General features: G+C 71.8%; 13 protein-coding genes. 3 read left to right on the top strand and 10 right to left on the bottom strand.

Going from position 1 to position 18759, the window contains the following annotated elements; genetic code table 11:
* Positions 1–177: 177 nt before the first annotated feature.
* The 4 genes from CKO43_RS09890 to CKO43_RS09875 all read right to left on the bottom strand — a co-directional run bounded on the left by CKO43_RS09890 (position 178) and on the right by CKO43_RS09875 (position 7481).
* Positions 178–2637, bottom strand: coding sequence for a response regulator (locus tag CKO43_RS09890; protein ID WP_200378529.1), 2460 nt, complete (start codon positions 2635–2637; stop codon positions 178–180).
* A gap of 200 nt (positions 2638–2837) precedes the next feature.
* Positions 2838–4172 carry a di-heme oxidoreductase family protein gene (locus CKO43_RS09885; protein ID WP_346728236.1) on the bottom strand — a complete coding sequence of 445 codons (1335 nt, stop codon included), beginning with the start codon at positions 4170–4172 and terminating at the stop codon, positions 2838–2840.
* Positions 4169–5470, bottom strand: a complete 1302-nt coding sequence (locus CKO43_RS09880; protein WP_200378528.1) for an ABC transporter substrate-binding protein — start codon at positions 5468–5470, stop codon at positions 4169–4171. Before CKO43_RS09880 ends, CKO43_RS09885 begins: the two co-directional genes overlap by 4 nt.
* A gap of 7 nt (positions 5471–5477) precedes the next feature.
* Positions 5478–7481, bottom strand: a complete 2004-nt coding sequence (locus tag CKO43_RS09875) for a TonB-dependent receptor plug domain-containing protein (protein ID WP_200378527.1) — start codon at positions 7479–7481, stop codon at positions 5478–5480.
* 219 nt (positions 7482–7700) lie between these two features.
* Between CKO43_RS09875 and CKO43_RS09870 the strand changes: the two genes are divergently transcribed.
* Positions 7701–8522 carry a TOBE domain-containing protein gene (locus CKO43_RS09870; protein ID WP_200378526.1) on the top strand — a complete coding sequence of 274 codons (822 nt, stop codon included), beginning with the start codon at positions 7701–7703 and terminating at the stop codon, positions 8520–8522.
* Positions 8523–8543: 21 nt separating this feature from the next.
* On the opposite strand, the gene CKO43_RS09865 is transcribed toward CKO43_RS09870, so the two are convergent.
* A complete protein-coding gene (locus CKO43_RS09865) occupies positions 8544–9641 on the bottom strand; it encodes a porin (protein ID WP_242481113.1) in 1098 nt (365 codons plus the stop codon).
* Positions 9642–9715: 74 nt separating this feature from the next.
* Positions 9716–10693 (bottom strand): Bug family tripartite tricarboxylate transporter substrate binding protein, encoded by a 978-nt coding sequence (locus CKO43_RS09860; RefSeq protein WP_200378524.1) that lies wholly within the window; start codon positions 10691–10693, stop codon positions 9716–9718.
* Between the two features lie 231 nt (positions 10694–10924).
* Here CKO43_RS09860 and CKO43_RS09855 point away from each other — a divergent pair, with 231 nt between their 5' ends.
* On the top strand, positions 10925–12841 hold the full coding sequence (locus tag CKO43_RS09855) for a B12-binding domain-containing radical SAM protein (RefSeq protein WP_200378523.1): 1917 nt from the start codon (positions 10925–10927) through the stop codon (positions 12839–12841).
* 39 nt (positions 12842–12880) lie between these two features.
* Here the strand turns inward: CKO43_RS09855 and CKO43_RS09850 are convergent, their stop codons facing one another.
* Positions 12881–14212 carry a ferredoxin reductase family protein gene (locus CKO43_RS09850; protein ID WP_200378522.1) on the bottom strand — a complete coding sequence of 444 codons (1332 nt, stop codon included), beginning with the start codon at positions 14210–14212 and terminating at the stop codon, positions 12881–12883.
* Between the two features lie 264 nt (positions 14213–14476).
* Between CKO43_RS09850 and CKO43_RS09845 the strand changes: the two genes are divergently transcribed.
* Positions 14477–15304, top strand: coding sequence for a M48 family metalloprotease (locus CKO43_RS09845; protein ID WP_200378521.1), 828 nt, complete (start codon positions 14477–14479; stop codon positions 15302–15304).
* Between the two features lie 124 nt (positions 15305–15428).
* Here the strand turns inward: CKO43_RS09845 and ftsZ are convergent, their stop codons facing one another.
* The 3 genes from ftsZ to CKO43_RS09830 form a co-directional block, all read right to left on the bottom strand.
* On the bottom strand, positions 15429–16661 hold the full coding sequence (gene ftsZ, locus CKO43_RS09840; RefSeq protein WP_200229460.1) for a cell division protein FtsZ: 1233 nt from the start codon (positions 16659–16661) through the stop codon (positions 15429–15431).
* A gap of 72 nt (positions 16662–16733) precedes the next feature.
* The gene (gene ftsA / locus CKO43_RS09835; protein WP_200229461.1) at positions 16734–17966 is read right to left on the bottom strand and encodes a cell division protein FtsA; all 1233 of its coding nucleotides are present in this window, start codon (positions 17964–17966) and stop codon (positions 16734–16736) included.
* A gap of 8 nt (positions 17967–17974) precedes the next feature.
* Complete coding sequence (locus CKO43_RS09830; protein ID WP_200378520.1) at positions 17975–18757, bottom strand: cell division protein FtsQ/DivIB; 783 nt, start codon at positions 18755–18757, stop codon at positions 17975–17977.
* Positions 18758–18759 lie beyond the last annotated feature (2 nt).

The following is an 18759-nucleotide window of genomic DNA, read 5'->3' as shown; positions in this document are numbered from 1 at the left end:
GCGAAGGATGCTCGGTTCACGGCCTCCAGGGCCGCCGGTCACATGGCGACAGGCCCTGATTCATGATGCAAGCAAATCAAGCAGCTGTAGCAGGCTGGGCCATCAGATCTTGATGCAAAACAGTCACTGTCGGACATGGGAAAGCCCGATGCGGGCGACTCCCGCGCCGGCCTGCCGTCAGTAGCGCGTGTTGTCGGCCGCCGCCTGGGCCGGTACGCCGCCGAGCCAGCGCAGCAGCGTGCGGAACAGCCGCTGCGGGTCGACCGGCTTGGGCAGGTGGTCGTTCATGCCGGCCTCGATGCAGGCCGCCCGGTCTTCGGCAAAGGCATTGGCGGTCATCGCGACGATGGGAACGCCGTCGCCCAGGCGCTGGCGGATCTCGCGCGCGGCGGCCAGGCCGTCCAGCACCGGCATCTGCACGTCCATCAGGATCAGCGCGTAGTCGCCGGCCAGCGCCATGTCGACGGCCTGGCGGCCGTCGTCGGCGGTGTCCACCAGCAGCCCGGACTCGCGCAACAGCTCGACCACCACCTCCTGATTGACCGGGTTGTCCTCGGCCAGCAGGATGCGCCGGCCGCGGAAGCGCTCGGGCACCTGCCACGCCGCCTCCTGCGGCAGCAGCGGCCCCTCGTGCGCGGCCTGCGGGTGCAGCACGGCGTTCACGCAGTCCAGCAGCGTCGAGTCGGTGAAGGGCTTGAGCAGCACACCGCCGACCCCGGCCTCGCGCGCCTGGCTCCAGATCTGGCGGCTGTCCTGGCCGGTGATCAGCAACGACGGCGGCAGGCGCGTCTGCAGCAGGTCCCGGGCGCGGCGGACGAGTTCGATGCCGTCCATGCCCGGCAGGCTGCGCTCGACCATCAGCAGCTCGCAGGGCGCGGCGCCGGGATCCGGCAAGGCCAGGCAGGCCAGCGCCTCGTCGGCATCGGCCAGGCAGCTGACCACCAGGCCCAGCCGCTGCAGCCGGCCAGCGACGGCCGCGCGCGACTCGGCGTGGCCGTCGACCAGCAGCACCGACAGGCCCGCCAGGGGCCGGCCCACGGCCACGGCCGGCTGCCCGGCGGCGACGTCGAAGGCGGCGGTGAACCAGAAGGTGCTGCCTTCACCCTCGCGGCTGCTGAGCCCGGCCTCGCCGCCCATCAGCGTCGCGAAGCGGCGCGTCAGCGCCAGGCCCAGCCCGGTGCCGCCGTGGCGGCGCGTGGTCGAGTTGTCGCCCTGGTCGAAAGCCTCGAACAGCCGCGCCTGCTGTTCCTCGGCGATGCCGGGGCCCGTGTCCTGCACCTCGAAGCGCGCCAGCAGCCGGCCGGCGTCGCGCTGCACGACGCTGCCGCCGAGCCGCACCCAGCCGCTGGCGGTGAAACGCACCGCGTTCGCCAGCAGGTTGATCAGCACCTGCGACAGGCGGGTCGAGTCGCCGATCAGGCGCTCGGGCAGCTGGCCGGTGTCGACGATCAGCTCGAGCTGCTTGTCGGCCGCTTTCGCACGCACCATCGACAGCGAGCGCTCGATGACCTCGTCGAGCCGGAACTCGTGCCGCTCCAGGCTCATCTTGCCGGCCTCGATCTTGGACAGGTCGAGGATGTCGCTGATGACCTGCAGCAGGTGCTTGGCGGCGCCGTCGACCTTGAGCAGCCGCTTGCGCTGCAGCTCGTCGCCGGCATCGCGTGCGATCAGGTGCGTCAGGCCGATGATGGCGTTCATCGGCGTGCGGATCTCGTGGCTCATGTTGGCCAGGAAGGCGCTCTTGGCGCGCGTGGCGGCCTCGGCATCGGCGGCGCGCTGCACCAGCTGCTCGTTGAGGCGTTCGAGCTCGAGCTCGGCGTGTTTGACGTCGGAGATGTCGGCGACGATGACGTTGAAGCCGCGCACCCGGCCGTCGACCTGGTCGGGGATGTAGGACGCGAGCGTGTAGCCGGTGCTGCCGTCGGCCAGGCGCAGCGTGCGCTGGAAACGCTGTTCTTCGCCGGCCAGCGCGCCGCGGATGTAGCGCTCGTTGGCCTGGAACAGCTGCTCGCCCAGCAGATCCTGCATGCGGATGCCCAGCATCTGCTCGGGCGTGCGGCCGAACCACTTCAGATAGGCGGCGTTGGCGAAGCGGCAGCGCAGATCCGCGTCCCAGTAGCCGACCATGCCCGGCAGCGCGTCGGCGATGGCACGCACGAAACGTTCGCGGTCGGCCAGCGTGTCGCGCGCCGCGGCCAGATCGTGGGTGCGTTCCTCGACCAGGCGCTCCAGGTCCTCGGGGCAGCAAGCCGGCAGCGGCTGGGCGGCGGCCATCGCCGGCAGCCGGCGCCGCAGCAATTCGCCGCAGGCACAAATGAGCGCCGCATTCAGGATGAAGAACCAACCGGCCAGCGTGCCGCCATCGGCAAAGGCAGGCGGCGCATCGGCCGGCACGATGAAGCCGTAACGCATCGCGAACAGCGCGATCGCGGCCGCCACCAGCCCCGGCCCGGCGCCGCCGGCCATCGCGCCGAGCGTCACCGGCAGCAGCGGCAGCAGGTACGGCGCGCTGGCAAGAGCCGGCCGCGGCAGCAGCAGGCACAAGGCCAGGGTCGCCAGCATCAGCACGACGGTCAAGCCGTAGGCCAGCGGGCGCACACGCGCGACCATGGCCCAGGCCCGGGACAGCGCAGTCATGCGGCCGCGGCTCCAGGGCCGCGCCGATCAAGCCCGGGACGCGCCGGGAGTCGGCAGTCTGGAGGGGTCATGCACGTTCCACTGAATTCGGCCATGCATTCGATGTGCTGAATCTAGCAGCGTCGCGCGCGCAACGCCCGGGATCATTATCCGTTTGGCGACGACAGATCCGGGGCGAGGGTATGCACCGTGCGTTGCGGTCAAAGCGAGGCCAGAAAGGCCAGCAGCGCGCCCTGGTCGGCCGCCGTCATGCGCTCGAAACGCCGGCGCGACTGCCGGGCTTCGCCGTCGTGCCACAGCACGGCTTCGTGCAGGTTGCGGGCGCGGCCGTCGTGCAGATATTCGCTGTGGCCGTTGACGGTGGGCACGAGGCCTATGCCCCACAGCGGCGCGGTGCGCCAGTCGCGGCCGCCGGCGCGGAAGTCGGGCCGGCCGTCGGCCAGGCCGGGGCCCATGTCGTGCAGCAGCAGGTCGGTGTAGGCGGCAGCCGGCTCGGCCCCCGCCGGCTGCGGCAGCGCGGGCAGGTGGCAGGCGCTGCAGTTGGCCTGCTCGAAGAGGCGCCGGCCGCGTTCGACGGCCGGATCGCCGGCCTTGCGCGGTGCCGGCGGCGCCAGCCGGCTCATGTAGAAGGCGAGCGCCTGCACCTCGGCGGGCGCCAGGTCGACCTCTTCGTGGCGCGCCCGGGCGCGGCACGCGGTCTGCGCCGGCATGCAGTTGGCGGCCGGCAGCACGTCAGATGTCAGCCCCAGGTCGCCCAGCGCCGCCTGCAGCACCTGGGCCTGCACGCTGGCGGCGTTCGCCTTCCAGCCGAAGCGGCCGATGGCCGGGCGCTGCGTCACCGGGTCCCAGACGCGGTTCAGCCGGCCGCGGATGCCGTCGGGCCGGGGTGTGCGCGCCAGCGCCTGCAGCGCGGCGTCGGGCACCGCCTGCAGCAGGCCCAGCCCGTAGACGACCGAGCCGACACGCGGCGACAGCAGCACCGGCCGCAGCGCGCCGTAGCCGAGTTCGCGGAACTGCAGCTGCGGGCGGCGCAGCTGGCTGCGGCTGCCGTCGGCACCGACGTGCAGCACAGGCACCCAGCGCAGACGGGCCCGGCCTTCGCCGGGCACGCCGGGCACGCCTTCTTCGTTCAGCTGCTCGCCGTAGACCGGGTGCGGGCGCGGGCCGCCGTGCGCGCCGCGGCCAGGCACCGACAGGCGCACCAGCATGGACAGCATGCGCTCGTCGGGCCCGGCCGGCGCCTGGCCGCGGCCGTTGTCGGGGTGGCAGGCGATGCAGGACAGCCGGTTGTACAGCGGCCCCAGCCCGCGGCTGTCGCCCTCGTGGCGCGCGCCGGCGATCCAGGCGCGCTGGAACAGGTTGCGGCCTTCGAAGAAGGTCTCGAGCCCCGCCGCATCCAGGCCGGCGACGGGGTGGCTGAAGGCCTGGGCGCTGCTGTCGGCCACCGCCTGGCCCTGGGCGCCGGCCAGCGGCGCCAGCGCCGCCAGCAGCCAGGCACAGCGCCGCAGGCGGCGCGACGCGGACCGTGGGCTCACGCCAGCAGCGCCGCGGCTTGCCGGCGCCGCTGCGCCGCGGCTGCGCGCCAGCCCTGCTCCAGCGCCGAAGCCGGCACCGGGGCGCCGTGTTCGACGAAGTGCAGCTGCGCGGCCAGCGCGGGGTCGGCGGCCGCGGCGGCGTCGAGCGGCGGCGCCTCCAGCAGCGCCCGCGCGGCGGCCACGTCGCGCCCGGCCGCCTCGGCGGCGTGCAGCTGGCGCCAGAGAGCCGCGTGTTCGGCGTGGTCGACGACGAAGGCCTGCTCGAACAGCGCCGCCAGCAGCCCCAGCCGCGGCTGGGTGGCGGCGTTGTCGTAGCCGTAACCGCCACGCGCGGCAGCCTCGAAGGGGTTGAAGTAGTCCGCCGGCAGCCGCGCATAGACCGAAGGCCGCACCGGCAGCTTGCGGATGCCGGGGTCGGCCAGCAGCAGCTGCCCGGCGTCCGACAGCACATAGCGCACGAAGGCGAGCGCGCCGGCACGGTTGGGCGCGCGGCGCAGCAGCGCCACGTGCGCGGGGTTGACGCCGCCGTGCGCCGGGTAGGCGAAACGCAGCGGCGCACCGCGCGCCACGGCCGAGGCGGCGAAGAAGTCGATCGTCAGGCCGATCGCGGCCCGGCCGCTGGCGACCTCGTCGCCGATCAGCGTGCCGCCGACGTTCACCCAGCGTGCGTTGCCGGCGATGGCGCTCCACAGCGCCCAGCCGCGTTCCCAGCCGAAGGCCTGCAGCACGATGTCGACCAGCACCGGCGCGAAGCCGACACGCGACGGCACCGGCGCGGCGATGCGCCCGGCCCAGTGCGGCGCGGCCAGATCGGGCCAGTCGGCAGGCACGGCCAGGCCGAGATCGGCGAGCTGGCGCGGGGCGTAGACGAAACCGTAGCCGGCGATCTCGGTGGCCAGGAAATGGCCGTCGGGGTCGGAGATCGTGGTGCCGCCCAGGCGCTCGGGCAGGCCGGCGCGCGGCACGTCCTGCGCATCGAGCACCGCCAGCGCGCCGTCGCGTTTGAGCGCCTGGAAGGTGCGCGGCGACGCCGCCCAGACGAGGTCGACGCCGCGCCCCTCGGGCGACGCCAGATAGGCCGGCATCTCGTGCGGCAGGCGCCAGAGGACCTGCAGCCGGGCGCCGGGCTCGGCCTTCTCGAAGGCGGCCTCGAAACGCGAGATCGTCTCCTGCGGATACGCGGTCAGCACGACGACCGGTCGCCGGCTGCGGGCCTGGGCGGCCGGCAGCCCGGCCGCGGCCACGACGGCGGCACAGCCGGCCAGGAAGCGGCGACGGGTGGAGGAAGTTGTAGCCATGGGGTGCTCAGAATGCATAACGAAGATCCGTGCGCCAGCTGCGGCCGGCCGCCGGGAAGCCGGCGTCGAGCGCGTAGTTCTTGTCGCCGACGTTGTCGACGGCGGCCTCCAGCGTCAGCGCCGGCAGCGGCTTCCAGCTCGCCTTGAGCCCGAAGACGCTGAAGCCGCCGAGCGCGACGGTGTCGCTGACCCAGCGCCGGCTGTCGTACTCGGCCGTCGCCTGCCACGAGAGCTGCGCGCCGGTGCGGACCACGGCATAGGCGAAGAGCTTGCGGTCGGGCACGCCGACGAGGCGGGTGTCGGGGTTGCTGACGTTCTTCTGCTTCATCGCGGTGAAGTTGCCACCCAGGTCCAGCCAGGGCAGCACGCTGCCGCGCGCGCCGAGTTCGAGGCCGTAGACACGCGCCTCGCCGACGTTGCGCATCTGGCAGGGCGTGCTCGAGCTGCAGGAGCTGCCGCCGGCGACGAACACCGACTGGATCTTGTCGTCGATGCGGCTGCGGAAGACCGCAGCCTCGACGTCCAGCGCGGGCAACGCGGCCAGCGGCCGGCCCTGGTAGCCGGCCTCGAGGTTGAGCGCGGTCTCGGCGCCCAGGTCGGGGTTCTCGACGTAGTTGCCCAGGCGCTGCGAGTAGCGGTCCTTGAGCGTCGGCAGGCGCGTCTTGCGCGCCAGCGTCAGGTAGGTGCGGTCCAGCGGCGTCAGGTCGTGGAACAGGCCGGCCTGCAGGTTGGTGGCGCCGCTGCTCGACGGCAGCGCGTAGCGGCTGCTGGTGCTGTACACCTCGTCCGGACGCAGCTCGTGGTGCGCCGCGCCGACCGAGAGCTGCCACTGCGGCGCCAGCTCGACCAGGTCCTCGGCGCCGAACGAACGCAGCGTGTCCTCGTAGCGGGCGTTGAGCGTGCCGTTGGCGTCGAGCTCGCGGTGGCGGTCGGCTTTGTGCTGCAGCACCAGGCGCAGCAGATGCGCCTGCCAGCGCCGCGACTCGAGCTCGACGGCAGCGCCGGTGGTGCGGTCGTGGTAGATGCTGCGGCCGGTGGAGACGCTGCCGCGGCCGCTGGTGAGCAGCGTCGTGTAACTGGCGTCGGTGTAGCTGTCGACCTCGTTGTCGAAGGCGTCGTGATACAGGCGCAGCTTGAGCTTCTCGACGCCGCCGAGCGCGGTGCTGGAGACGAAGTACAGGCTCTCCTTGTCCCAGTACGGCCAGCGCCAGTAGCGCGCCGAAGCCGGGTCGGTGGACGGCGGCTGGCCTTTCTCGCCGTCCTGGCGGGTGTAGGACAGCGCGTACTCGTCGCCGCCGGCGGGCGTCAGGCCCAGCTTCAGCGACAGCTTGCTGTCGCGGCGGTCGGAGTTCTCGCGCAGGCCGCCGTCTTCGGTGGTGGTCGGCTTGAAGTCGGAGGACAGACGCATGCCGTCGGCCTCGCGGTAGGAGGCGCCGGCCTGCGCGTACCAGATGCCCTGGCGCGTGCCGACGTTGACGCCGGCCTTGCGCTCGCCGCCGGCACCGGCGCCGAGCTGGGCGTCGCCTTCGAAGGCCGAGACCGGCTTGCGCGTGACGAGGTTGACCGCGCCGCCGAGCGCGTTGGCGCCGTAGGCCACCGAGCTGTAGCCCTTGGCGACCTGGATCGCGGCGATGTCGCCGGTGCCGAAGCGGCCGAAGTCGACATAACCGTCATAAGGCACATACACCGGCACGCCGTCGATGAACAGCGGCACCTGGCGCGCGTCGAAGCCGCGCACGTAGACCATCTGCTCGTTGCGCAGGTTGTTCGACAGCGTGACGCCGGGCAGCAGCGCGACGGCGTCGCCGACGGTGTCGCGGCCGAACTGCTGCATCTGGCTGCGTGTCACGACCGAGCCGGCCTGGTCCTGCGGCATCTCGCCAACCTGGGCGCGCGCGCCGGTGACGGTGATGGTGCCGAGGTCGAAGACGGTGTCGTCGGCGCGTGTGGGCGGCGCCAGGACGGTGGCGCAAGCCAGCGCCAGCCAGGTGGGTGCGGTGTGAGGTTTCATCGCCGGGAGGGTTGGGTGACGGGACGGTGAAGCCTGATCGCAATATACGTTCCAACATAACGACATCCGTGCGCACAGGATTTCCTTGTCGCATAGACGACAAACCGGCAATGGCGCGCAACAGAGTGCGTCATATAGCTGACAACATGACGCCATGCCGGCACGGCGCACGCCGGCGGCTATCCTGTCGCGCAAGAGAATCGGCGCGGGAGCACAGGGATGGCGCACAAGCGGGACAAGACGCCGCGGCTGGGCGTGGGCGGCGAGCTGTGGATCACGGCCGACGGCCGCAACCTGGGCAGCCACGCACGCATGGGGCTGCTGCGCGCGGTCGTCGAGCAGGGCTCGATCACGCAGGCGGCCAAGGCCTTCGGCATCAGCTACAAGGCCGCCTGGGACGCCGTCGACACGATGAACCGGGTGGCCGGCGAGCCGCTGGTCGAGCGCCGGCCCGGTGGCCGCGGCGGCGGCTCGACCCGGCTGACCGAACGTGGCCAGCGCCTGCTCGAGCGCTACGCCCAGGTCGAGGCGGTGCACGAGCGTTTCGTCGAGATGCTCGCGCGCGAGGCCTTCGACCTGGAGCAGGACTTCTCGCTGCTGAAGGTGCTCAACGTGCGCACGACGGCGCGCAACCAGTTCCTCGGCACCGTGTCGGCGCTGCGCGCCGGCGCCGTCAACGACGAGATCGAGCTGACGCTGCCCGGCGGCATGCGCCTGGTGGCGATCGTCACGCGCGGCAGCACCGAGGCTCTGGGGCTGCACACACGGGCGCCAGTGGTGGCGATGGTGCAGGCGGGCAACGTCATCCTCGCCACCGGCATCGAGTCGATGCGTTTCTCGGCACGCAACCAGCTGCCGGGCACGGTGCTGACGCTCACGCCCGGCAGCGTCAACACCGAGGTGCTGCTGGAGGTCGACGGCGGTGGCCGCCTGGTGGCCGTCGTCACCCAGGCCAGCGCCGAAGCGCTGGCACTGGCGCCGGGGCTGCGGGTGACGGCCTTGATCAAGGCCTCGGACGTGCTGCTGGCGGTGACGGTCTGAGCCCGCCGCGGCCGGCGGCCGTCAGAAATCGTGCCGCAGGCCCAGCTCGAAGGCCGTCGAGCTCTGGCCGCCGAAGTAGTTCGGCGCCGTCGGCAGCGCGCTCGTCGCCGCGCCGCCGGCGATCGTGAACGTGGCGCCGCCCTGGTTCTTCAGCCGCGCGAGATGGGCGTAGAGCGCGCTGCGCCGGGACAGGTTGCAGACGTAGCCGGCGCCGGTCAGGCTGGCGTCGTTGGCGCTGAGCGCCGCGCTCGCGCCCTGCTGGTTGGCGCGCAGATGGCTCAGCTTGACGACGCCGGGGCCGGCCGGGATCACGGCCGCGACCAGCGTGTTCGTCGTGCGGTCGCTGCCGTACACCCAGCGCCGCTGGCCGGCGCTGGCGCGCACCCAGCCGAAGTCCCAGGACGCGCCCCAGGTCTGGTCCTTGAAGTCCTGGCCGCCGTTGGCGTTGCGGGTGCTGAACTGGGCGGCACCGAGGTTCAGCCGGCCGTCGGTCCAGCCCAGGCGCCAGCCGTCGCCGCGCGTCGAGCCGGTGCCGGCGCTGCCGCCTTCGCCGGCGCTGGCCATCAGCGCGCCGGAGAAGCCGGCCAGGCCGCTGGGCAGGAAGTACTCGACGACGTTGGCGACACGCAGCGTCGGGCTCTGCGCCAGCGCCGCGGCCGTGCTGCCGAAGGCCTGACCGATCGCGCGCGACTGCGTCGAGCGGAAGGTGTTGGCGCCGGCGATGCCCAGCGTGGCAAAGGGGTCGGCGGCGCTCCACACCAGGTGCGTTGGCACCCAGTCGCGGCCCAGGCGCAGCTCGCCCCCGTCCCGGTGCGCCAGGCTGAGGGTCGAGCGCCGGTCCCAGAACGGGGTGCTGGTGCCGCCGCTGTCGGCGAAGATCGTGCCGTCGAGATAGAAGCCGGCGCTGAGGCCGGCGCCCAGGTCTTCCTGGCCACGCAGCACCAGCTTGCTGGTGCTGTTGGCGCCGCTGACACTGGAACTGACGCTGCCGAGCGTGCCGTTCTTCACCTGACGCACGCCGACGTCGACAGTGCCGCCGAGGGTGATCGACGACTGGGCCAGTGCCGGCGCGGCACCCAGGCCGGCGGCGGCGACGATGGTGAGCAGGCGGATCGTCATCTTCGTCCTCGCTGTCTGCATGTCGGGAACGGACCGCGGCGCCGGCGCGCCGGTGCTTCAGCAGCTTAGCGGCATCACTCCGGCTGGAAACCGGCGCTGCGCAGCAGTTCGGCGCCCTGGGCGACGTCGCGCGCAATGAAACGCTTGAACTGGTCGGCGTTCTCGGTGACCGGGCTGATGCCCAGGTTCGCCCAGGCCCCGGTGCGCGCCAGCTCGGCGGTGGCGGCGTTGACCGCGCTGTTCAGCACCGTCACCCGGGCCGCCGGCGTGCCGCCGGGCGCCCAGACGCCGTACCACGAGGCATAGGCGAACTCGGGCAGCCCGGCTTCCTTGAAGGTCGGCACCTCGGGCGCCAGCGTGCTGCGCCGCACCGAGGTGATCGCGATCGGCCTGACCTTGCCCGCCTTGGCCATCGGCAGCAGCGAGATCATCGAGTCCAGCACCAGGTCGGTGTGGCCGCCGGCGACGTCCATCAGCGCCGGCTGCGTGCCCTTGTAGGGCACGAAACTCAGCTTCAGCCCGCCCTCGCGCGCCATCAGCAGCGTCGCCAGGTGGCTGGGGGCGCCGGCCGCGGGAATGCCGGCCGACCATTTGTCGGGCTGCTGGCGGATCGCGGCGAGCACGTCGGCCAGCCGGGTCTGCGTCTTGGACGGGGCGATCACGAGCATCAGCGGCGCCTCGCCGACGCGGGCCACCGGCACGAAGTCGGTCTGCGGGTCGTAGGGCGAGGCCTTCAGCACCTGCCGGGCGAGCACGTGAGTCGCCGCCGAGAACAGCAGCGTCTGGCCGTCGGCCGGCGCCGACTGCACCGCCCGGCCGCCGATGGTGCCGCTGCCGCCGGCCCGGTTCTCGACCAGCACGGTGACGCCGAGCTGCTTCTGCAGCTGCGTGCCCAGCAGCCGCGCCGCGGCGTCGACGCCGCCGCCGGCGGCAAAGGGCACGACGATGCGCAGCGGCTTGTCGCGTTCGGGGAACGTCGCCCCCTGGGCCAGCGCCGCCGCCATCGGTGCAGCCAGCAGCAAGGCCAGCGTGGTCTTCAGCCATCTCGTCATCTTGTCTCCTCGTGCTCGTCGCGGCGGGCTGGCCCACCGGGTGATCGGCCCGCCGTCCGGCTGGCCCCCAGGTGCTGGGAGCACCGACTCTAGGGAGCAGGCTCCCTTGCGCCTAGCCGAGGTTCGCAGCTTTCAGACTTGCCGAAAAAGGCAAGTCTCGAGCACCGTGCCGCGCCGCCGGCGCCCCTGCACCGGGCGTGACCGCCGCCGCGGGCGAGAATCGCCGCTCCGATGAACGCACCCCCGCTGCGCGTGCTCGCCGTCATCCCGCCGATGACGCAGCTGAACACGCCCTACCCCTCGACCGCCTACCTGACCGGCTTTCTGCGTTCGCGCGGCATCGCCGCGATGCAGACCGACCTCGCGCTGGCGCTGGTGCTGGAGCTGTTCACGCCGGCCGGGCTGGCTGCCGTGCGCGCCGCCGCCGCGGCGCTGCCGCCCGCGCGCCGCACGCCGCGGCTGGACGCCTTCGAGGCCCAGTTCGAGCGTTACGCCGCGACGATCACGCCGACGATCCGCTTCCTGCAAGGCGGCGACGCGACGCTGGCGCACCGCATCGCCGGCCGCGCCTTCCTGCCCGAAGGCGCACGTTTCTGCTCGCTCGACGTCTACGTCGACCCCGACGACCCCGAAGGCGGCGACCCGCTGGCCTGGGCCTTCGGCGCGCTGGGCACGCAGGACCGCGCGCGCCACCTGGCGACGCTGTACCTGGACGACCTGGCCGACGTGCTGCGCGACGCCGTCGACGCGCGTTTCGAGTTCGTGCGCTACGCCGAGCAGCTGGCGGCCAGCCAGCCGAGTTTCGAGCCGCTGGCGCAGGCGCTGGCGGCGCCGCCCAATCTCGTCGACGCGACGCTGGAGCGCCTGGCCCAGGCCGCGCTGGCCGAGCACCGGCCCGACGTCGTGCTGCTGAGCGTGCCCTTCCCCGGCTCGGTCTACGGCGCGCTGCGCATCGCCCAGGCGATGAAGGCGGTTCAGCCGGGGCTGCGCGTGGCGCTGGGCGGCGGCTTCGTCAACACCGAGCTGCGCGAGCTGTCGGATGCGCGCCTGTTCGACTTCGTCGACGCGGTGACGCTGGACGCCGGCGAGCGCCCGCTGCTGGCGCTGCTGGAGCACTGGGGCGGCAGACGCTCGCAGCAGCGCCTGGTGCGGACCTTCGTGCGCGACGAGGGCGGCACGGTGCGCTACATCGACATCGGCGAGGCCGACGTGCCGTTTGCCGAGGTCGGCACGCCGACCTGGGACGGGCTGCCGCTGGGCCGCTATCTGTCGCTGCTGGACATGCTCAACCCGATGCACCGGCTGTGGAGCGACGGGCGCTGGAACAAGCTGACGGTGGCCCACGGCTGCTACTGGAAGAAGTGCAGCTTCTGCGACACCAGTCTGGACTACATCTCGCGCTACGACGCCGCCGGCGCCGAGACCCTGGTCGACCGCATCGAGGCCATCGTCGCCGAGACCGGGCAGACGGGTTTCCACTTCGTCGACGAAGCCGCGCCGCCCAAGTCGCTGAAGGCGCTGGCCGCCGAGCTGCAGCGCCGCCAGCTGCCGATCTCGTGGTGGGGCAATGTGCGCTTCGAGAAGAGCTTCAGCCCCGAGCTCTGCCGCCAGCTCGCCGACAGCGGCTGCATCGCGATCAGCGGCGGGCTGGAGGTGGCGTCGGACCGGCTGCTGGGGCTGATGCAGAAGGGCGTGTCGGTCGAGCAGGTGGCGCGGGTCACGCGCGCCTTCAGCGACGCCGGCATCCTGGTGCACGCCTACCTGATGTACGGCTTCCCGACGCAGACCGTGCAGGACACGGTCGACGCGCTGGAGTACGTGCGCCAGCTCTTCGAGGCCGGCTGCATCCAGTCGGGTTTCTTCCACCGCTTCACCTGCACCGTGCATTCGCCGGTCGGGCGCGACCCGGCGGCCTACGGCGTGACGCTGCAGCCGCTGCCGCCGACGAGCTTCGCACGCAACGACGTCGGCTTCGTCGACCCCAGCGGCGTCGACCACGACGTGCTCGGCGTCGCGCTGAAGAAGGCGATCTACAACTACATGCACGGCATCGGCCTGGAGGCCGACGTGCGCAGCTGGTTCGACCAGCGCGTGCCCAAGCCGACGGTGGCACGCGGACGCATCGCGCGCGCGCTGGCGCGCGGCTGAAGCTGGCGGTCAAGGCCTTGCGGCCTTGCCTGTCCCGCCTCAGCGCATCTCGAAGAGTTCGCGGTGGAAGCGCCCGGCCGGCATGCCGGCGGCGGCCAGGTCGCGCTCCAGCGCCTCGCCGAAGGCGGCGGGGCCGCAGAACCAGAAGTCGGCATGCAGCCAGTCGGGCACCAGGCGGCGCAGCCGGGCGCCGTCGAGGCGGCCGTCGCGTGCGTCCTGCAGCACGTGCAGGCGCACGCCGGCGGCCTGGGCGTCGGCTTCGAGGCGGGCGATCACGCGCGCGTCCAGCGTCGTCGTCGGGTGGAACATGTCGATCGTGCGGCCGTCCGGCGCCTGCGCCAGCGCCTGCAGCCGGGCGACGAAAGGCGTGACGCCGATGCCGGCACCGATCCACACCTGGCGCCGCGCCTCGCCCTCGAAGCGGAAGCTGCCGTACGGGCCTTCGACGGCGACGGCGGCACCGGCCTTCAGCGTCTGCGGCAGCGTGCGCGTGTAGTCGCCCAGCGCCTTGATCAGGAAACGCAGCCGGCCGTCGCCGGCCCAGGCCGAGCTGATGGTGAACGGGTGCGCGCCTTCGTTCTCGTCGAAGGTGACGAAGGCGAACTGGCCGGCGGCGTGGCCGCGCCAGCCGGTGCCGAGCTGGACCGTCACCGCGGTGACCTGCGCGGCCTGCAGGAACTCGACCTGCTCGATGCGCCCCTCGACCCGGCGTGCGCGGCCGATGCGGCGCGCCAGGCTGATGAAGGCGGCCACGGTGCCCACGGCCAGCAAGGGCGCCAGCACCAGGCCCACCGGCTGCAGCCAGTATTCGGGCTTGCTCAGCACCACCGAGTGGAAGACGAGCACGAGGTAGACCAGCGCCATCGCGCGGTGGGTCTGGAAGAAGCGGCGGTACGGGAAACGTTTGATCAGCGCGATCGTGATCAGCGCCAGCATCACGTAGAAGGCGTACTCGCCGATCTCCTCGGCCGGATGGCGCATGCCCTGCAGCCAGGCGAGCCAGGCGTCGGCGGGCTCGGGCCGCGGGCCGCGCTGCGGGCGCTCCAGCCAGCCGGCCTGCACCAGCCACTTCGGGCCCTTGGCGAACAGCCAGTGGGCGACGGACAGCACCAGGCCGCTGACGCCCAGCCACTTGTGCAGCCGGTAGCCCTTGTCCAGGCCATGCAGGCGCTCTTCCAGCCAGGCCGGGCGCAGCGCCAGCAGCATGCCGACGCTCATCACCGCGATGCCCAGCACGCCGCTGTACTGCACCAGCAGGTTGCGCCAGGCGAACACGCCCTGGGCCGTGGGCAGCGCCGCGGCTTCGGCGAGCAGCCACAGGGCGCTGACGCCCAGCAGCAGCCCGGCGAAGGTGCGATGGATGGTTTTCATGGCGATCGTTCAGTGGATCTGATGACCTCACTGTGGATGCGCCAGGTGAAGGCCGTCTTAAGAACCCTGGCCGAGAGGTGGCGGTGAGGTCGTGGCCGCTGGATTTGTTTGCGGCCAGAATGCGATTCAGCAAGCGATTTGATTTGCACCCAACTACTTGACCAAGGCCAGCCGATAGACTGTAAGTCCAGCTTGACAGTGATTCCCACCCTGGCCAAGCAAACCGTGGCACGCAGGCGGCCACATCGCAGAAGGAAGGAAGTCATGAAGTACGGAAAGAGAGCAATCGCCGCGACGGCGCTGGCCGCCCAGGCAGTGCTCTACACCTCGCCTGCCGTTCCGGCCACGGCGCCGAAATACATCGCCGAGCGCTTCGACTGCTCCGCTGTCGCCGGCCTCAAGCTGGCGCCGGGTGCACTCACGGTGCTGCTGGTCGACGAGTCGGCACAGCCGGCCAAGGCCCGGCTGGAGACGATGCGTGCCCCGGCATGCCGCAGCGTCTACGCGGCGCAGCAGGTCGCCGACAACGGTGCCTGGCTGGACCGCGACTGGCTCGGTGACGTGATCTTCTCGGCCGTCGATGCACGCGCCGACAAGCCCGCGACCGACCTGGTGCAAAGCCGTTTGCGCGCGCCGCACTACGTCGTCACCGCGACGACGACGCTGGTCGACAAGACCGGGCCCGATGCGCTGACCTTCGCGCTGTCGCGCGAGATCGGCCACGGCGTCTACCGCCACGGCACGCGCACCTCGGCGCTGCGCCTGCTGTCCACGGGCCTGTACGCGACCAGCCTGCTGAGCTTCGGCATGCTGCCGACGCTGAGCGCCTCGGTCGTCGCCAGCGGCGCTGCCGCCGACACCGGCCTGGGCCTGGGCACCTGCGTGGTCGCCGGCCTGAACAAGCGCTTCGAGCTGCAAGCCGACGCTTTCGGCGTGCGCTCGCTCGAGACCCTGGGCGTGGCCAAGCCGCTGGCGCAGCGCGTCGCACTCGGCGTGCTGCGCAGCACGCCGGCCGAAGAAAGCCGCTGCATGGACGCGCAGAACGCGACCGCCGGCACCTTCGCGCGCAGCCAGGCCGTGCTGGCGCTCTGACACGCCGGCACCCGCCCAACGAAAGCCGCCCGGTCACACGGGCGGCTTTTTTTCGCGGCAAACAAAAAGGGGCGGCCCGCAGGCCGCCCCAATCCGTCCAGTCAGCTCTGCGGCGTCTGCCGGCTCAGTCAGCCTGCTTGCGCAGGAAGGCCGGGATCTCGATCTCGTCCATGCCGTTGCTGGCCAGCGCGTCGACCTTGGCCGCGGCCTGGCTGCGGCCGCTGCGCCAGACGCTGGGCGTGTTCAGGCCCTGGTAGTCGTGCGTCGGCGGCACGCTCGGCGCGCCGACGGCCTGCTGCGTCAGGATCGGCAGGTTGTCGGTGCCGGTGCGCAGCACCGGCTGTGCGGCCGGGGCCTGCTGCACGACGGCCAGCGGCGGCGCCGGGCGGCTTTCCTGGCGGCGCGCCGAGCTCAGGCCCGTGGCGATCACGGTCACGCGCAGCTGGTCGCCCAGGCTTTCGTCGTAGGCCGTGCCGTAGATGACGTGCGCGTCCTCCGCGGCGTAGCGGCGGATCGTGTTCATCGCGTTGCGGCTCTCGGCGAGCTTGAAGGTCGCCTTGCTCGCGGCGATCAGCACCAGCACGCCGCGTGCGCCCGACAGGTCGATGCCTTCGAGCAGCGGGCAGGCGACGGCGGCGTCGGCGGCCTTGGTCGCGCGGTCCGGGCCGCTGGCGGTGGCCGTGCCCATCATCGCCTTGCCGGGCTCGCTCATCACCGTCTTCACGTCCTCGAAGTCGACGTTGACGAGGCCGGGGATGTGGATGATGTCGCTGATGCCGCCGACGGCGTTCTTCAGCACGTCGTTGGCGTGCGCGAAGGCCTGGTCCTGGGTGACGTCGTCGCCCATCACGTCGAGCAGCTTCTCGTTGAGAACGACGATCAGGCTGTCGACGTTGGCCTCGAGCTCGCTGACGCCGTCGTCGGCCTGCTTGCCGCGGCGCTTGCCTTCGAACTCGAAGGGCTTGGTGACGACACCCACCGTCAGGATGCCCATGTCCTTGGCGATGCGGGCGATGACGGGCGCCGCGCCGGTGCCGGTGCCGCCGCCCATGCCGGCGGTGATGAACAGCATGTGCGCGCCGGCGATCGACTCGCGGATGCGGTCGACGGCCTCTTCGGCGGCTGAGCGGCCGACGTCGGGCTTGGCGCCCGCGCCCAGGCCGGTGCTGCCGAGCTGCACCAGCGTGCTCGCGCCGCTGCGGTGCAGGGCCTGCGAGTCGGTGTTGGCGCAGATGAAATCCACGCCCTGCACGCCCTGGGAAATCATGTGTTCGACGGCATTGCCGCCGCCGCCACCGACGCCGATCACCTTGATCTGCGTGCCTTGGTCGAATTCCTCGATCATTTCGATGGGCATGTGGAGCCTCCTATGAATGCAGTTGCCGGACGGTTGACTTGACGGAGTAACGGGCCTCGTTGCGGGCCTTGCTCAGAAATTCCCCAGGAACCAGTCCTTGGCGCGGCCCAGCAGCGTCGTCACCGACCCCGCCTGAGCCGCGGCCTTGTGACCGCGTTGCCTGGCAAGACGCGCCTCCTCGAGCAGCCCCATGACGGTGGCTGAACGCGGATTCGCGACCATGTCGCCGAGTGCGGCGTGGTACGTGGGCAGGCCACGCCGCACCGGCTTCAAAAAGATGTCTTCGCCGAGTTCGATCATCCCGGGCATCACCGACGAGCCGCCGGTGATGACGATCCCCGAGGACAGCAGCTCCTCGTAGCCGCTCTCGCGGATGACCTGGTGCACGAGGGTGAAGATCTCCTCGACACGCGGCTCGATGACGCCGGCCAGTGCCTGCTTGCTGAGCATGCGCGGCGAGCGGTCGCCCAGCCCCGGCACCTCGACCTGGTCGCCCGGGTCGGCCAGCAGTTGCTTGGCGACGCCGTGTTCGACCTTGATCTCCTCGGCGTCCTTGGTCGGCGTGCGCAGCGCCATCGCGATGTCGCTCGTGATCAGGTCGCCGGCGATCGGGATCACGGCGGTGTGGCGCACGCTGCCGTCGGTGTAGATCTGGACGTCGGTGGTGCCGGCGCCGATGTCGACGACGGCCACGCCGAGCGACTTCTCGTCCTCGGTCAGCACCGCGGCGGCGCTGGCGCTGGGGTTGAGCACCAGGCGCTCGACCTCCAGGCCGCAGCGGCGCACGCACTTCAGGATGTTCTCGGCGGCACTTTGAGCGCCGGTGACGATGTGGACCTTGACCTCGAGCCGCGAGCCGCTCATGCCGATCGGCTCCTTGACCTCGTGGCCGTCGATCACGAACTCCTGCGGCTCGACCAGCAGCAGGCGCTGGTCGTTGGGGATGTTGATCGCCTTGGCGGTCTCGACGACACGCGCCACGTCCACCGTCGTCACCTCGCGGTTGTCGCGCACGATGACCATGCCGGTGGAGTTCTGGCCGCGGATGTGGCTGCCAGTGATGCCGGTGTAGACGCGGTCGATCTTGCAGGCGGCCATCATCTCGGCCTCCTTCAGCGCCTGCTGGATGCTCTGCACGGTGGCGTCGATGTTGACGACGACGCCGCGCTTCAAGCCATGCGTCGTCGCGACGCCCAGCCCCGCGACGCGCAGCTCACCGTCGGGCAGCACCTCGGCGGCCACCACCATGACCTTGGCGGTGCCGATGTCCAGGCCGAAGACGAGATCCTTGTATTCCTTGGCCATGTGTTCCTTCAGTTGATCGTCTTCGTCGTGACGCCGCGCAGCCGCACCGCATAGCCGTCGGTGTGGCGCAGGTCGGCGTATTCCAGCGGCGCACGCCAGCGCGCCGTGACCTCGGGCAGCGTGCGCACGAAACGCGCCGCACGTTCGATCACCTCGTCCTCGCTGCCGCGGCCCAGTTCCAGCGTCGCGCCGTTGTCCAGCTCGACGCTCCAGGAGCCGCGGTGCGACAGATGCAGTTCCTCGACCGCGGCGTCCAGCGGCGCCAGCAGCGGCCCGAGCCGGCGGAACATCGCCAGCACGCCGGCGGCCTCGGCGTCGGGGCCCGAGAACACCGGCAGGCCTTCGTCCTCGACGTCGCCGACGTTGGCGTCGAAGATTTCGCCGAAGCTGTTGACGAGCCGGTCGTTGCCGTCCTCGCCCTGCCAGACGGCGGCGGCGCGGTGCTCTTCCAGCCGCACCGCCAGCCGGTCGGGCCAGACGCGGCGCACGACGGCGCTGCGCACCCAGGGCACGGCCTCGAAGGCATCGCGCCCCTGCTGCAGATCCAGGCTGAAGAAGTTGCCGCGCAGCCGCGGCATCGCGTTGGCGCGGATGGTGTTGACGCTGTTGCGCCCCATGTCGCCGTCGATCTCGACGCCGCGGATCGTGAACTGCGGCGCCCGCACCAGCCACATCACGCCGGCCGCCAGCAGCGCCGCGCCGGCGAGCACGAACACCCCGCTGGCGACGCCGTTCATCAGGCGCACGTCCATCGGTTGTTCGTCCAGCGGCAGGGTGGCGGCTCGCAGCATGG

Origin of the sequence: Rubrivivax gelatinosus (assembly GCF_016583785.1) — a bacterium.
Taxonomy (GTDB): domain Bacteria; phylum Pseudomonadota; class Gammaproteobacteria; order Burkholderiales; family Burkholderiaceae_C; genus Rubrivivax; species Rubrivivax gelatinosus_B.
Note: the sequence above shows the minus strand (reverse complement) of the source record. Positions and strands in the feature narration are given on the sequence as shown.

Excerpts from the sequence above, each read along its gene's own strand:
- CKO43_RS09890 (WP_200378529.1), bottom strand. The coding sequence starts at position 2,637 with ATGACTGCGCTGTCCCGGGCCTGGGCCATGGTCGCGCGTGTGCGCCCG.
- CKO43_RS09880 (WP_200378528.1), bottom strand. The coding sequence starts at position 5,470 with ATGGCTACAACTTCCTCCACCCGTCGCCGCTTCCTGGCCGGCTGTGCC.
- CKO43_RS09875 (WP_200378527.1), bottom strand. The coding sequence starts at position 7,481 with ATGAAACCTCACACCGCACCCACCTGGCTGGCGCTGGCTTGCGCCACC.
- CKO43_RS09870 (WP_200378526.1), top strand. The coding sequence starts at position 7,701 with ATGGCGCACAAGCGGGACAAGACGCCGCGGCTGGGCGTGGGCGGCGAG.
- CKO43_RS09865 (WP_242481113.1), bottom strand. The coding sequence starts at position 9,641 with ATGACGATCCGCCTGCTCACCATCGTCGCCGCCGCCGGCCTGGGTGCC.
- CKO43_RS09860 (WP_200378524.1), bottom strand. The coding sequence starts at position 10,693 with ATGACGAGATGGCTGAAGACCACGCTGGCCTTGCTGCTGGCTGCACCG.
- CKO43_RS09855 (WP_200378523.1), top strand. The coding sequence starts at position 10,925 with ATGAACGCACCCCCGCTGCGCGTGCTCGCCGTCATCCCGCCGATGACG.
- CKO43_RS09850 (WP_200378522.1), bottom strand. The coding sequence starts at position 14,212 with ATGAAAACCATCCATCGCACCTTCGCCGGGCTGCTGCTGGGCGTCAGC.
- CKO43_RS09845 (WP_200378521.1), top strand. The coding sequence starts at position 14,477 with ATGAAGTACGGAAAGAGAGCAATCGCCGCGACGGCGCTGGCCGCCCAG.
- ftsZ (WP_200229460.1), bottom strand. The coding sequence starts at position 16,661 with ATGCCCATCGAAATGATCGAGGAATTCGACCAAGGCACGCAGATCAAG.
- ftsA (WP_200229461.1), bottom strand. The coding sequence starts at position 17,966 with ATGGCCAAGGAATACAAGGATCTCGTCTTCGGCCTGGACATCGGCACC.
- CKO43_RS09830 (WP_200378520.1), bottom strand. The coding sequence starts at position 18,757 with ATGCTGCGAGCCGCCACCCTGCCGCTGGACGAACAACCGATGGACGTG.